A 14,400-nucleotide genomic window follows, 5' to 3' on the forward strand; every position below is an offset into this window, starting at 1 on the left:
TTCCGAGGTACCCAGAGCGGTCTTTTGACCCGGGTCAAAAGCTTTGGGGTCAAACAAATTTAATTCTTAAGAATTAACAATTAAGAACTCCTTACCCAACATTACAGAATTACGAGTGAATTGTTCCCAATTGAAACCGTTGCGTCCGCTCCCGTGCCACACTGTGGGGCACTCGGAGCCATCCGGCTTGCACTAGCGACAGGATCGAACCATGTCTTTGTCCATCTGGGCCAGGATTCGCCTGCCGGTTGTGATCTTCATACTCGGCACGGCGCTGTCGATCGCCCTCGGAATTTATGCCCATCAGGAAATCGGGCGCAGCGCGCGGACGCGCTTCGACGCTACCGCCCTCGATCTGGCGCGGAAGGTCGAAAGCCGGTTCGACGACTACATCGCCGTCCTGATCGGCCTGCGCGCGCGCTTCAATACCTCGGAGGGAGTGACCCGCAGCGACTTCCGGGACTACGTCTCGGGCCTGAACCTGCCGAGCGCCTACCCCGGCTTCCAGGCAGTCAACTACGCGCCTCGCGTCATGCCGGAGGACAAGCAGCTCTTCGAGGAGCAGGTTCGCGGCGACGACAGCCTCGACGCGGCCGTCAGCTCCAGCTTCGCCATCAAGCCGGGCGGCACGCGGGATATCTATTACCCGCTGGCCTTCATCGAGCCTCTGGCGGGCAACGAGAAACTGCTGGGCAACGACCTGGGCGCCATGCCCGACCGCGGCGACGCACTCGAACAGGGGCGCGACACCGGCGGGCTCGTCACCTCCGGCCGCAAGATCCGCATCGCGGGCCGCGGCTCGGACGTCGGGCTGGCGATGCGGCTGCCGGTGTACCGCCCGAAGATGCCGGTCGATACGCTGGAGCAGCGGCGCCAGGCCTACATGGGCTCGGTGGGCGCGGGCTTCAGCATCACGGGCATGCTGCGCGACGTGATCAGCATCGAGGCCGCGAAGACGCTGCGCCTGCGCCTGGCCGACGCCGGTCCGGGCCGGGGACCGATCGGAACGCGCATCGAAACCAGGTTCGTGACGCCGATCGCGTTCGGCGACCGGCAGCTGCTGTTCGACAGTGCCGCCCTCGCCAAGCCCGTTGCCGAACCCGCGAACAGCCTGGAGCGCACGCTCGGCTTCGAGCTGGGCGGCCGCTCCTGGGTGGTCGAGGTGAAGCAGGACGAGAGCCAGATCCTCGGCCCGCTGGACAAGACCATACCGTGGCTCGTGTTCGTTGGCGGCCTCGCCACCAGCACGCTGCTGGCCGGCATCATGCTGTCGCTGGCCACCACGGGCAGCCGGGCCCAGGTCCTGGCGGACGAGATGACCAGCCACCTGCGCGCGAGCGAGCGGCAGCTCGAGGACGCGCAGCACCTGGCCAGCCTGGGCAGCTGGACGCTCGACCCCGAAACCGGCGCGCTGCAATGCTCCGAGGAGGCGCGGCGCATCCTGGGCTTTGCCGACGACCCCTTGCCGCTGGACCTGCACGCCCTGCTCTCGCGCGTGCCGAACATGGAGCGCGGCACGGTCGAGCGGCAGATCGCGCTGGCGTCCCAGTCCACCGAGCGCAGCGAGTTCGAGCACAGGCTCTGCCTGCCCGACGGCACCGAACGCTGGCTGCATGTCATCGCGCAGTCGGGCGAAGACGCGGGCAGGAGGCTGGTGCGCGGCACGGTGCGCGACGCCACGCGGCCGCGCAAGGATGCGCTGCGCCAGAAGCTCGAATACAAGATCGCGCGCCTGCTGGCCGGTGACGGCAGGACCGAGACGGTGATCGCGCTGGCCCTTGAAGCGATATGCACCGACCTGCGCTGGGACTGCGGCGCGCTGTGGAGCGTCGGCGAGGACGGCCTGGCCCATTGCGCCGTGGCCTGGCATGTGGACAACGACCCGGCGGTGCGGGGCTTCGTCGAGGCCAGCCGCCTGCTCACCTACCGCTCCGGCGAAGGCTCGCTGGGCCGCGCGTGGGGAATCGGCAGCGTCGTGCGCATCGACACGCAGGCATCGCCGAGCCACTTCACCCGCGACGCGATGGCGCGCGAGGCGGGGCTGACCACCGGCCTGGTGGTACCCATGGTCGCGCCCGAGGCGACCACGGCGCTGGAACTCTTCGGCGCCAGTCCGTACGTCGCGGACGCCGAGACGCTGGAGTCGCTGCGCGTCATCGCACTGCAGATCGTCCAGTACCGGCAGCGCAAGCAGGCCGAGAAGACCCTGCGCTTCATGGCCAGCCACGACGAGCTGACGGGGCTGCTCAACCGCTCGGCGCTGCAGCACGAACTGGCCCGGGCCATCAGGCGCAGCAACCGCCAGCAGAAGCAGTTCGCCGTGATGTTCGTCGACCTGGACCGCTTCAAGCACATCAACGACACGCTCGGCCACGGCGTGGGCGACGAGATGATCAAGACCTGCGGCAAGCGCCTGAGGAAGCTGCTGCACGACAGCGACGTGGTGGCGCGCTTCGGCGGCGACGAATTCGTGCTGCTGATGGAAAACCTCGACAGCGCGAACGACGCCGCGGTGCTGGCCGAGAAGGTGCTGGACCGCTGCGCCGAGCCCTTCATCATCGAGGGCCGCGAGCTGCATGTGAGCGCCAGCGTGGGCGTGAGCATCTACCCGGAGAACGGCGGCGATGCCGAGACGCTGCTGAAGAACGCCGACACCGCCATGTACCGCGCCAAGGAAAAGGGCCGCAACACCTACCGCTTCTACGCGGCGAAGATGAACGCACAGAGCACCGAGCAGCTCATGCTGGAAAGCGCCCTGCGCCACGCCCTGGAGCGCGGCGAACTGGAAATGCACTACCAGCCGAAGATGAACCTGCAGACGCAGCGCATCGTCGGCGTGGAGGCGCTGATGCGCTGGCGCCATCCGGTGCTGGGCATGATCCCGCCGGTGCAGTTCATTCCGATCGCCGAGGAGCTCGGCCTGATCGTGTCGATGGGCAAGTGGGCGCTGGAAAGAGCCTGTGCCGACGCGCTCGCATGGCAGAAGCACGGCTTGCCGGAGGTGCTGACCAGCGTCAACCTGTCGCCGCGCCAGTTCGAGAGCCGCACGCTGGTGGCCGACGTCAAGGCCATCCTGGAGTCGTCGGGCCTCGATCCTTCGCTGCTCGAGCTGGAGATCACCGAGAGCGCGATGATGGCGAACCCCGAGCACGCGGCAAAACTGCTGCGGACCATCCGCGACATGGGCGTAGGCCTGGCCATCGACGACTTCGGCACGGGGTACTCGTCGCTGTCGTACCTGAAGCACTTTCCGCTCTCCACGGTCAAGATCGACCGCTCCTTCATCAACGACCTTTCGCAGGACGCGGACGCGCGCGCTCTCATCGACGGAATCATCACGCTGGCCCACGGGCTGCGGATGAAGGTGGTGGCCGAAGGGGTGGAGACGCCCGTCCAGTTCAACTACCTGCACAGCCACGGATGCGACGAAGCCCAGGGCTACTGGCTGTGCAAGCCTGTGCCGGCCGACGAGGCACGCGATTTCATGGCGCGTCACCTGCGCACCCAATTTGCCCCGTCGGCGCTGGCCTGAAGGCCGCGCCTTCGCGGCAATCGTTACCGGGCACGTTCGCTCGGGCTTCCCCGAAACTTCACAGGAGCATTCATGACCGATTCAACCCAGAACAAGCCGCTGGAACAGACGATCGCGGCGATCCACGCGCTCGACCTGACGCCGATCAAGTTCAAGGCCACCCGCAAGGAGGACGGCTACGGCTGGTCGGCAAGCTACGCGGACCAGATGGAAGTGGCATACAAGCGCTACCTGATCCTGCACGCGAAGCACCCCGAGCTGACCCTCGCGCCCGAACAGGACGTCGACCGCTTCTGGCACATGCACATCCTCGACACGAGGAAATACGCCGCCGATTGCGAAGCCACCTTCGGATATTTCCTGCATCACTTCCCATACCTTGGCCTGCGCGGCGAGGACGACGCGAAGGCCCTCGAAGCGGCCTTCCAGCAGATGCAGCGCCTGCTTGCCGAGGAGTTCGGCGAGCCGACGCCGGCGGCTGCGAAGGATTCGGCCGCATGGTGCTCGGCGGAGGCCGCCAAGACCTCGGCTGCATGGTGCTCGGCGGAGGCCGCCAAGACCTCGGCCGCATGGTGCTCGGCGGAGGCCGCCAAGACCTCGGCTGCATGGTGCTCGGCGGAGGCCGCCAAGACCTCGGCCGCATGGTGTTCGGCGGAGGCCGCCAAGACCTCGGCTGCATGGTGTTCGGCGGAGGCCACCAAGACCTCGGCCGCATGGTGCTCGGCGGAGGCCGCCAGGACCTCGGCTGCATGGTGCTCGGCGGAGGCCGCCAAGACCTCGGCCGCATGGTGTTCGGCGGAGGCCACCAGGACCTCGGCCGCATGGTGTTCGGCGGAGGCCACCAGGACCTCGGCCGCATGGTGCTCGCTCGAAGCGGGCAAGGCTCAGCCTCAGGCCGCGTGGTGCTCGCTCGACAAGGAAGGCACGGTCGCCACCGCCCGCCCTTCGGCGCAGGCCGGCACGGGCGCTGCGGCGAACGGCTGAGACCGGCAGGAGCCGGACTATCCGCAGTAGGCGCGGACGATCTTGCCGCTGGCCGCGTCCGTCTCGATGGTCACGCGCTCGCGGCGATAGTCCATCGTCACGGGCTGTCCCGGCTGGATCTGGCGCACGATGGACGCGCCTGTCGCCTGCCGGGCATCGGCGTCGCTGATGCGGCTCTTGCCCGTCAGGGCGGCTGCGGCGTCCTGGCGACACGCTGCGGGCGCTGTGGGTGCCGCGGCGGCATCCTTCGCCTGCGGCACCGAGCAGGCGGCGATCGACAGGATCGCCAACGCCGCAGCGGCGCTGGAAATCAACCTGGGATGGAGCTTCATGGCGGATCCTTTCCTGGGAGTACGCAGAGTCTTGCGGGCAGACCGTCGATCCAAAAGAAAACGGCCTGATCCACGTTCTACATGGATCAGGCCGTCATTTTTTGGAGGAGAGGGAGGGATTCGAACCCTCGGTACTATCGCTAGTACGCCTGATTTCGAGTCAGGTACATTCGACCACTCTGCCACCTCTCCGGTGCTGTCGAGCCTGCGATTCTAGCAGACAAAAACGGGGCTTTTGAAGCCCTCGCCATCAAGCCTTCAAAACTTCGAGCCCGCCGAGGTACGGACGCAGCGCCGTGGGCACGTTGATCGAGCCGTCTTCGTTCTGGTGGTTCTCGAGCACGGCCACGAGCGTGCGGCCCACTGCCAGGCCCGAGCCGTTGAGGGTGTGCACGAGTTCGTTCTTGCCCTGCGCGTTCTTGAAGCGGGCCTGCAGGCGGCGCGCCTGGAAGGCTTCGCAGTTCGAGACCGAGCTGATCTCGCGGTAGGTGTCCTGCGCGGGCAGCCAGACTTCGAGGTCGTAGGTCTTGGTGGAGCCGAAGCCCATGTCGCCGGTGCACAGCAGCACGACGCGATACGGCAGCTCCAGGGCCTGCAGCACGGCTTCGGCGTGGCCGGTCATCTGCTCGAGCGCGTCGTAGCTCTTCTCGGGGTGCACGATCTGCACCATCTCGACCTTGTCGAACTGGTGCTGGCGGATCATGCCGCGCGTGTCGCGGCCAGCGCTGCCCGCTTCGGAGCGGAAGCACGGAGTATGGGCGGTGAGCTTGATCGGCAACTGCGACTCGGGCACCACCTCGTCGCGCACGAAATTGGTCAGCGGCACCTCGCTGGTCGGGATGAGGTACAGCGCCGAGTGGTCGGGCGCGGGCTCGCCGTCCTGGCCGCCCTTCTTCGCGGCGAACAGGTCGCCCTCGAACTTGGGCAGCTGGCCGGTGCCGCTCAGGGTGGCGGCGTTGACGATGTAGGGCACGTAGCACTCGCTGTAGCCGTGCTTCTCGGTCTGGATGTCGAGCATGAACTGCGCGAGCGCGCGATGCAGGCGGGCGATCGGGCCCTTCATGACGGTGAAGCGCGAGCCAGCGAGCTTGGCGCCCGTTTCGAAATCCAGGCCCAGCGGCGCGCCGAGGTCGACGTGGTCCTTGGGCGCGAAGCCCAGCGGCGTGGCGTTGGCGCCCGCACCGCCCTTCGGAGCCCAGCGGCGCATCTCGACGTTGCCGGTCTCGTCCTCGCCCACCGGCACGCTGGCGTGCGGCAGGTTGGGCACGGCCAGCAGCAGCGCGTGCAGCTCGGGCTGGATCTCGTCGAGGCGCTTGGATTGCGATTCCTGCTCGGCCTTCAGCGCATTCACTTCGGCCATCAGCGCATCGGTCGATTCGCCCTTGGCCTTGAGCGGGCCGATCTGCTTGTTCAGCGCGTTGCGGCGGGCCTGGATTTCCTCGGTGCGGGTCTGCAGCGTCTTGCGTTCGGCTTCGAGCGCGGTGAATGCCGAAACGTCGAGGTACGGCTGGTTCTTCTTGCGTTTTTCGAGGCCGGCCACTGCGGAGGCCAGGTCTTTGCGGAGCAGGGTGATGTCGAGCATGGGGGGATTTTAGGTGGGCGTACGCTGGCCGAAGGCGGCAGGCTGACGATGCCCGCCGACAGGGTCGGCGTGGCCCGGAGGGTGAACTGCGAGAAGCCGGAAGCCGTCAGGCGACCGTAGCGGGATCGACATTCGCCCCGCAGACGATCAGGCAGACCTTCTCGCCCGCGCGCGGCTTGTAGGCACCGGTCTGCAGCGCCGCCAGCGGCAGCGCGGCGGCGGGTTCCACGGCCAGCTTCAGTTCCTTCCACAGCCACTGCTGGGCCGCGCGGATGGACTCGTCTGACAGCAGCAGCGCGTCCTGCACCTGCTGCTGCGTGATTTCCCAGGCGATGGCGCCGATGCGGCGCGCGCCCAGCGAATCGGCCGCGATGCCGCCCACCTCCACGTCGACCGGCTCGCCGGCCTCGCGGGCGCGGAACAGCGTCGGCGCCTTATCGGGTTCGAGCGCGACCACGCGGGAGCGCTTCTCGAACCAGCCGGCGAGGCCGCCGATCAGCCCACCGCCGCCCACGCTCACCAGCACGGCGTCGGGCAGGCCGCCCTGCTCTTCGATCTCGCGGCCCAGCGTGCCGGCGCCGGCCACCACTTCGGGCTGGTCGTAGGCGTGGGTGAGCAAGGCGCCCGATTCCTTCTGGCGTGTCAGGCAGGCGGCCAGCGCGTCGGGGTACAGCTCGCCGACCACCACGACCTCGGCGCCCAGCGCACGCAGCCGCGCGCGCTTGGCTTCGGGCGACACGCCCGGCAGGAACACCTGGCAGGGCACGCCCAGCGCGCGCGCCGCCGCAGCCGTGGCGATGCCCGCATTGCCGCCCGAGGCCACGATCACGCCGCCTGGCGGAATCTCATTGGCCAGCAGCCGGTTCATCATGCCGCGCGCCTTGAAGCTGCCGCTGACCTGCATGTGCTCCAGCTTGAGCCAGATTTCCGCGCCGCTCGCGTCGATGCCGAAGGCCGACGCCGGCAGCTTCCACAGCGGGGTCTGGCGCAGAAAGTGGCCGGCACGCTCGGCCAGGCGTTGCGATGCGCTATCTATTTCGGAGCGCCAGCCAGCGGTCTGCGTGGTGTTCAAGAGATGTGTCCAGGGGGAGGAATGTCGTCGAGCTTGAGGCCCTTGGGCAGCGGAAACTTGATGGTTTCCTCGATGCCGTCCATCTTGCGCACCGACACCGCGCCGAGGGCGCGCACGCGGTCGATCACCTCGCGCACCAGCACTTCGGGCGCCGAGGCGCCGGCCGTGATGCCGATGCGCGCCTTGCCCTCGAACCACTCGGGCTTGAGCTCGGCGGCCGAATCGACCATGTAGCTCTGGGTGCCCAGGCGCTGCGCCAGTTCGCGCAGCCGGTTGCTGTTGGAACTGGTGGGGCTGCCGACCACGATCACGAGGTCGACCTGCGGGCTCATGATCTTCACCGCGTCCTGGCGGTTCTGCGTGGCGTAGCAGATGTCCTGCTGCTTGGGTTCGCGCACCTTGGGAAAGCGCTCGCGCACGGCGGCGGCGATGTCGGCGGCGTCGTCCACGCTCAGCGTGGTCTGCGTGACCACGGCGAGCCTGTCGGTCTGCGACGGCGAGACCCTGGCGACGTCTTCCACGTCTTCAACCAGGTGGATGCCGCTGGAGAGCTGGCCCATCGTGCCCTCGACCTCGGGGTGCCCCTTGTGGCCGATCATGATGAACTCGTAGCCTTCCTTCGCGAGCTTGGCGACCTCGACGTGCACCTTGGTGACCAGCGGGCAGGTGGCGTCGAAGATCGAGAAGCCGCGGTCGCGCGCCTCCTGCTCCACCGCCTTGCTCACGCCGTGCGCGCTGAATACCAGCGTGGCGCCGGACGGCACGTCGGAGAGCTCCTCGATGAAGATCGCGCCCTTGGCCTTGAGCTCGTTCACCACGTAGGTGTTGTGCACGATCTCGTGGCGCACGTAGATGGGCGCGCCGAACTTCGCGATGGCGCGCTCGACGATCTCGATGGCACGGTCCACGCCCGCGCAGAATCCGCGCGGCTCGGCCAGGATGACTTCGGAGATTCCGGGGTTCATAGCACGCCGATGAGCTTCACTTCGAAGGTCACGGGCTGGCCCGCGAGCGGATGGTTGAAGTCGAAGCGCACCGCGGTGTCGTTCGATTCGATGACCGCGCCCGCGTAGCTGCCCGTGCCGTCGGGCGTGGGGAACTGCACCACGTCGCCGACGGCGTACTGCTCGTCGGGGTCGCCCATCTGCGCGAGCAGCTTCCTGGCCACCCACTGCTGCATGTCGGGATTGCGCTCGCCGAAGGCCTCGCCGGCGGGCAGCTCGAAGGTGGCGTGCGTGCCCTCCTCCAGGCCCATCAGGCGCTGCTCCATGGCGGGAGAAAGCTCGCCGGTGCCCAGCGAAAGCGTGGCTGGCTTGTCGGCGAAGGTGTTGATGATGTCGCCCGCCGGACCGGCCAGCCGGTAGTGCAGGGTGAGAAAGGAGCCGGAATTCACGACTTGGGACATGGTGCAGCGGAGGTGTGCGGAGACAGGGAGGTGTCCCGATAAACTGGCCTCATTTTAAGGACCGGGGCTTCCACCCGGCTCCGCCAAGGTTTCACCCGGGGTTTCATGTCTTTCAAGGATCTCCCTCTCGATGCCCGTCCGCGCGAAAAGCTCATCGCGCGCGGCGCGGCTGCGCTGGCCGACGCCGAACTGCTGGCCCTGCTGCTGCGCACCGGCGTGGCGGGCAAGAACGTGCTGCAGCTCGCGCAGCAACTGCTCGAGCGCTTCGGCGGGCTCTCGGGACTGCTGCACACCGGCGCCGACGACCTCAAATCGGTCAAGGGACTGGGCGGCAGCGCCAAGCGCTCCGAGCTGATCGCGGTGCTCGAGCTGGCGCGCCGCGCCATGGGCGAGAAGCTGCGCGAGCGCGCAGTGTTCGACTCGCCCGACGCGGTCAAGCAGTATCTGCAGCTGCACATCGGCCCGCGCCCCTACGAAGTGTTCGCGGTGGTGTTCCTCGACGTGCAGCACCGCATGCTCGCGCTGGAGGAAATGTTCCGCGGCACGCTCACGCAGACCAGCGTCTACCCGCGCGAAGTGGTCACGCGCGCCATCCATCATCACGCCGCTGCCGTGGTGCTGGCGCACAACCACCCGAGCGGCAGCATCGAGCCCTCGCGCGCCGACGAATCGCTCACGCAGACGCTGCGCGCCGCGCTGGCGCTGGTGGACGTGCGGGTGCTCGACCACATCATCGTGAGCCCCGGGCAGAGTTTCTCCATGGCCGAGAAAGGACTGCTCTGATGCCCGCGCGCGCGCCCTCGATCAAGAACCTCGCCGACCTCAAGCAGGTGCAGCGCGTACTCGCCGAAACCCGCGAGCGCGAAGCCGCCGAGGCCGCGGCCAAGGCGCAGGCCGAGCGCAAGCGCGCGGCCGAGAAAGACCTGTTCACCCGCGCCATCGGCGCCACCGAGCCGCTGCGCCGCAAGGCCGTGGTGCCGCTCGCGCCGGAGCCGCCCGCGCCCATCCCGGTGCAGCACCAGCTCGACGAGCAGCGCGTGCTGCGCGAATCGCTCTCGGACGAGTTCGACGTGACCACGCTGCTCGACGTGGACGACGCCATGAGCTTCCGCCGCCCCGGCATCGGCACCGACGTCACCGCGCGGCTGCGCAAGGGCGACTGGGCCATCCAGGCACAGGTCGACCTGCACGGGCTGCGCAGCGACGAGGCGCGCGAAACCCTGGGCGGCTTCATCCGCAACGCCTACAAGCAGGGCCTGCGCTGCGTGCGCGTGGTGCACGGCAAGGGCCTGGGCTCGCCGGGCAAGCAGCCGGTGCTCAAGACCAAGACGCAGCGCTGGCTGATCCAGAAGAACGAGGTGATCGCCTTCGTGCAGGCGAAGCCGGCCGAAGGCGGCGCCGGCGCGCTGGTGGTGCTGCTGGCGCCCGCGCGGCGCTGAGCACCTTCTTCGGCTCAGGCCAGCAGGTTCTTCAGCGGCACCGAGGCATCCGCCACCGACGCCGCATCGGGATTGCGGCCCGCTTCGAGCAGCTTGCGGCTCATCATGTGGTCGACCGGCGCGTTCACCGATTCCACGCACACGAGCTGGCCGTCGACGTAGTGGAACAACGAGAACGCATCGGGCTTCGGGCCCGCGCGGCGCACGCTGCTCAGGCCGGGAGTTCCTTCGGCGGGCATCAGGCCCACCATCTGCAGGCGCATGCCGCCCTGGTCGGACCAGAACCACGCGACTGCGTCGTGCGCGCGTGGCTCGCCGGTGAGCGTGGCAACGGCCGTGCGCGCCTGGTCGTTGGCGTTCTGCACCGATTCGAGCCGCAGCGCGCGGCCCGCGCGGCGATCGGGGAAGCGCGTGCAGTCGCCCACCGCGAGCACGTCGGCCGCGCTGGTGCGCATGTGGCCGTCGACCACGATGCCGTCCGCGCACTCGATGCCGGCTGCCTGCGCGAGCGCGGTCTCCGGCACCGCGCCGATGCCCAGCAGCAGCAGGTCGACAGGCTGCTTCACGCCATTGACCTGCAGCGAAACCAGCCGGTCGCCCTCGACCTCGAAGGCACCGGTCTGCGCGCCGAGCACGATGTCGATGCCCGCCGCGCGATGCGTGGCCAGCACGTGCGCCGAGAGTTCGGGCGACACGGCGCGGCCCAGCAGGCGCGGCGCGCTCTCGATGACCTGCACCGTCTTGCCCAGCGCCTTGGCAGTGGCCGCCACTTCGAGCCCGATGAAGCCGCCGCCGAGCACCGTCACCTTCTCTGCCGCCGCGAGGCGCGTGCGCAGGCGATGCGCCTCGTCGGCCGCGCGCAGGCTGGCGACGTTCTCCAGGCCCGGCTTCAGGTCGGGCATCTGGCGAGCGCGCGTGCCGGTGGCCAGCACCAGCTGCTGCCACGGCAGCACCGCGCCCGAACGCAGCGTGACGGTGTGCGCCTCGCGGTCGATGGCCACGGCCGCATCGCCCAGGTGCAGCGTGATGCCGGCTTCGCGATACCAGTCGGCGGCCTTGTGCGGCTGCGTGGTTTCTTCCGCGCTCTTCAGGAAGGCCTTGGACAGCGGCGGCCGGTGATAGGGCTCGCAGGCCTCCTCGCAGACCAGATGCACGCGCGCGCCCTGCCCGGCTTCCGCAAGCCCCGCACAGAGCTGGGCCGCGGCGTGGCCGCCGCCGATGATGACGATGGAATTCATGATGGAAGAAGCGTCTTTCGGAAATCGTTGCTCGTGTGTCTGGCCGGCGATCATTCGCCTCTATTGCGCATCCAGTCAGCGGTCTTGAAGAAGGAGTCGCGAAGGCGCGCGCGCAAGTCCTCGGGCACGCCCGTCTCGCCCATCGCCTGGTCCATGCAGGCCAGCCACTGGTCGCGCTCCTTGATGCCGATGGTGTGGCCGCCGATGCTTTGCGGCAGGTGGCGCGCGCGCAGCATCGGGTGGCCGAAGCGGTCGGTGTAGTACTGAGGCCCGCCCAGCCAGCCGCAGAGGAACCAGAACAGGCGCTGGCGCGCGTTGTCGAGGCTGGTTCCGTGCACCGCGCGCAGCTGCGCGTAGGCGGGTTCGAGGTCCATCAGGTCGTAGAAGCGCTCGACCAGCGCCTCCACTTTCGGTTCGCCGCCGATCCAGTCGAAGGGCGTGCCGGCGGGCGGCTTTTCTTGTATCTGCATGGGCGGGAGTATCCCTTGAGGGGCCTGCTAGAGCTGCACGATGCCCGGAATGCCCACATCGGGGTTCACGTCGGCCTCGTAGTCCACGCCCTCCACCGCGAAGCCGAAGAGCCGCAAAAACTCGGTCTTGTAGCCCGCGAAATCGGTCAGCTCGTAGAGGTTCTCTTTGGTCACCTGCGGCCACAGCTCGAGCACGCGCGACTGCACCTGCGGCGCCAGTTCCTTGTAGTCGGCGCGCAGGCGGCCTTCGGCATCGATGTGCGGCGCGCTGCCGTAGAGGCTCTCGGCGTAGAGCCCTTGCACCTGCTCGATGCAGCCCTCGTGCACGCCCTGCTCCTTCATCACCTTGAACAGCAGCGACAGATACAGCGGCATCATCGGAATGGCCGAGCTGGCCTGCGTGACCACCGCCTTCAGCACCGACACGCGCGCGTCGCCGCCCTTGGCCGCGAGCTGCGCGCGGATGCCCAGCACCTTCTGGTCGAGGTCCTTCTTGGCCGCGCCGATGGAGCCGTTCCAGTAGATGTCGTGCGTGATCTTCTCGCCCAGGTAGGTGAAGGCCGTGGTCTTGGCGCCGTCGGCCAGCACGCCGGCCTGCTGCAGTGCGTCGATCCACATCTGCCAGTCCTCGCCGCCCATCACGGCCACGGTGTTGTCGATTTCCTCCTGCGTGGCGGGCTCGAGCACCGATTCCTTCACGGTCTCGTTGTCGGTGTCGAGGCCGCGCAGGTTCACCGCCTTGCCCACGGGCTTGAGCACCGAGTTGAAGACCTGGCCGGTCTTCGGATGCGTGCGCCGCGGTGCGGCCAGGCTGTAGACGACGAGGTCGACCTGCCCCAGGTCGGCGCGAATGGTATCGATGACCTGCTGCTTCATCGCGTCGGAAAAACCGTCGCCGTTGATGCTCTTCGCATAGAGGCCCTCGGCGTGCGCGGCGCGCTCGAAGGCGGCGGTGTTGTACCAGCCGGGCGAACCGGGCTTGGTCTCGCTGCCCGGGCGTTCGAAGAAGACGCCCAGCGTGCCGGCGCCGCAGCCGAAGGCGGCGGTGATGCGCGCGGCGAGGCCGTAGCCGGTCGATGCGCCGATCACCAGCACCTTCTTCGGGCCGCCCTCGATGGCGGGCCTGGCCTTGACGTATTCGATCTGCTGGCGGACGTTGGCTTCGCAGCCGGCGGGATGGGTGGTGACGCAGATGAAGCCGCGCACGCGGGGTTTGATGATCATGAGGATCTCGCTCGAAGAGATGCGGAGGGAGGCGGAGGAAAGACGCCGGAAGCGCGTTTTTGCGCCGCGAATTTAACCCAGCCCGCAAAAGCGGCCTTCAGCCTGACCATATGCATATGTCGATTGACGATTTAATAATCAGCGGTTTTATTGATATGGTCCCGCCCCTTACGCTTTCCATCAAGGAGAAGAACATGCGCATGAAACTGATTGCAGCCGCGGCCCTCGCCGCCTCCACCTTCCTGTTCGGCACCGTCGCCCATGCCGACCAGCTGGCCGACATCAAGAAGAAGGGCGAGCTGGTCGTCGGCGTGCTCGGCACGGACGAGCCCGCGACCTTCGTCGACCCCAAGACCCGCCAGATCGTCGGTTACGAGGTGGACCTGGTGAACGCCATCGCGAAGAAGATCGGCGTGAAGCCGGTGCTCAAGCAGATCGCGGTGGCCGCGCGCATTCCGGAGCTGCAGCAGGGCCACGTCGACCTGGTGGCCGCCGGCCTCACGCACAACAAGGAGCGCGAGGCGCAGATCGACTTCTCGCTCACCACCTTCGTCACCGGCCAGAAGGCCATCGTGAAGAAGGACAGCGGCATCACCGAGGTGCCGCAGCTCGCCGGCAAGAAGGTGCTGACCATCCGTGGCGGCACGCAGGAGCCCAACATCCGCAAGGCCGTGCCCAACGTGGAGGTCGTGACCTTCGACACCAGCCAGCAGGCCTTCCAGGCCCTGCAGCAGGGCAAGGGCGTGGGCTACGTCGACGACGAGGCCGCGCTGCTGCGCAGCTACGCCAAGCTTGGTCCTCAGAAGGCGCAGTACGTGGTGCTCAAGCAGAACCTGAGCACCGAGGCGCTGGCCATCGGCATCAAGAAGGGCGAGAGCGGCCTGAAGGCAGTGGTGGACGACACGCTGCGCGAGCTCGAGAAGTCGGGCGACGCCGAGAAGATCTTCATCAAGTGGTACGGCCCGAACACGGCTTCGGGCTTCCAGTCGCGCGACTTCAAGCTCGAGAGCGACAAGATCGACTGAGCCTGAATCCCCGGCCTTCGCCCTCGGGGAAGGCCGGAGAGACGACAGGATGAGGCCGGACGACGGGCTCCCGGCTCTTCTTTCCCCGCGGCGGTGA

General features: G+C 67.8%; 13 protein-coding genes and 1 tRNA gene. 5 read left to right on the top strand and 9 right to left on the bottom strand.

Features of this window, described 5'->3' with window-relative positions:
- Positions 1-211 precede the first annotated feature (211 nt).
- On the top strand, positions 212-3,532 hold the full coding sequence (locus ABL844_RS25065; protein WP_418129398.1) for an EAL domain-containing protein: 3,321 nt from the start codon (positions 212-214) through the stop codon (positions 3,530-3,532).
- 72 nt (positions 3,533-3,604) lie between these two features.
- On the top strand, positions 3,605-4,516 hold the full coding sequence (locus tag ABL844_RS25070; protein WP_418129399.1) for a hypothetical protein: 912 nt from the start codon (positions 3,605-3,607) through the stop codon (positions 4,514-4,516).
- 17 nt (positions 4,517-4,533) lie between these two features.
- Here the strand turns inward: ABL844_RS25070 and ABL844_RS25075 are convergent, their stop codons facing one another.
- From ABL844_RS25075 to ABL844_RS25100, 6 genes are all read right to left on the bottom strand, one after another.
- Positions 4,534-4,848 carry an I78 family peptidase inhibitor gene (locus tag ABL844_RS25075; protein WP_369661072.1) on the bottom strand — a complete coding sequence of 105 codons (315 nt, stop codon included), beginning with the start codon at positions 4,846-4,848 and terminating at the stop codon, positions 4,534-4,536.
- A gap of 102 nt (positions 4,849-4,950) precedes the next feature.
- Positions 4,951-5,040 (bottom strand) — tRNA-Ser (locus tag ABL844_RS25080).
- A 58-nt stretch (positions 5,041-5,098) separates the two neighbouring features.
- Positions 5,099-6,430 carry a serine--tRNA ligase gene (gene serS, locus ABL844_RS25085; protein ID WP_369661071.1) on the bottom strand — a complete coding sequence of 444 codons (1,332 nt, stop codon included), beginning with the start codon at positions 6,428-6,430 and terminating at the stop codon, positions 5,099-5,101.
- A gap of 106 nt (positions 6,431-6,536) precedes the next feature.
- Entirely contained in the window at positions 6,537-7,502 is a 966-nt protein-coding gene (locus tag ABL844_RS25090) for a threonine/serine dehydratase (protein WP_418129400.1), read from the bottom strand.
- Entirely contained in the window at positions 7,499-8,467 is a 969-nt protein-coding gene (gene ispH, locus ABL844_RS25095; RefSeq protein WP_418129401.1) for a 4-hydroxy-3-methylbut-2-enyl diphosphate reductase, read from the bottom strand. Before ispH ends, ABL844_RS25090 begins: the two co-directional genes overlap by 4 nt.
- The gene (locus ABL844_RS25100) at positions 8,464-8,907 is read right to left on the bottom strand and encodes an FKBP-type peptidyl-prolyl cis-trans isomerase (RefSeq protein ID WP_019656687.1); all 444 of its coding nucleotides are present in this window, start codon (positions 8,905-8,907) and stop codon (positions 8,464-8,466) included. The genes ispH and ABL844_RS25100 overlap by 4 nt, the downstream gene beginning before the upstream one ends.
- 105 nt (positions 8,908-9,012) lie before the next feature.
- Here ABL844_RS25100 and radC point away from each other — a divergent pair, with 105 nt between their 5' ends.
- Positions 9,013-9,690: a RadC family protein gene (gene radC, locus ABL844_RS25105; RefSeq protein ID WP_126023269.1), complete on the top strand. Its 678-nt coding sequence runs from the start codon at positions 9,013-9,015 to the stop codon at positions 9,688-9,690.
- Entirely contained in the window at positions 9,690-10,346 is a 657-nt protein-coding gene (locus ABL844_RS25110) for a Smr/MutS family protein (protein ID WP_126023268.1), read from the top strand. Before radC ends, ABL844_RS25110 begins: the two co-directional genes overlap by 1 nt.
- Before the next feature lie 14 nt (positions 10,347-10,360).
- On the opposite strand, the gene ABL844_RS25115 is transcribed toward ABL844_RS25110, so the two are convergent.
- From ABL844_RS25115 to fabV, 3 genes are read right to left on the bottom strand one after another with little or no spacing between them, the layout of a single operon-like run.
- A complete protein-coding gene (locus ABL844_RS25115) occupies positions 10,361-11,584 on the bottom strand; it encodes an NAD(P)/FAD-dependent oxidoreductase (RefSeq protein WP_418129402.1) in 1,224 nt (407 codons plus the stop codon).
- Between the two features lie 50 nt (positions 11,585-11,634).
- Positions 11,635-12,054 carry a group II truncated hemoglobin gene (locus ABL844_RS25120; RefSeq protein ID WP_126023266.1) on the bottom strand — a complete coding sequence of 140 codons (420 nt, stop codon included), beginning with the start codon at positions 12,052-12,054 and terminating at the stop codon, positions 11,635-11,637.
- Between the two features lie 27 nt (positions 12,055-12,081).
- Entirely contained in the window at positions 12,082-13,278 is a 1,197-nt protein-coding gene (gene fabV, locus ABL844_RS25125; protein WP_418129403.1) for an enoyl-ACP reductase FabV, read from the bottom strand.
- Between the two features lie 194 nt (positions 13,279-13,472).
- Between fabV and ABL844_RS25130 the strand changes: the two genes are divergently transcribed.
- On the top strand, positions 13,473-14,303 hold the full coding sequence (locus ABL844_RS25130) for an ABC transporter substrate-binding protein (protein WP_369661065.1): 831 nt from the start codon (positions 13,473-13,475) through the stop codon (positions 14,301-14,303).
- The last annotated feature ends 97 nt before the right edge of the window (positions 14,304-14,400 follow it).

Source organism: Variovorax sp. 278MFTsu5.1 (assembly GCF_048305045.1).
Classification (GTDB): Bacteria; Pseudomonadota; Gammaproteobacteria; order Burkholderiales; family Burkholderiaceae_C; genus Variovorax; species Variovorax guangxiensis.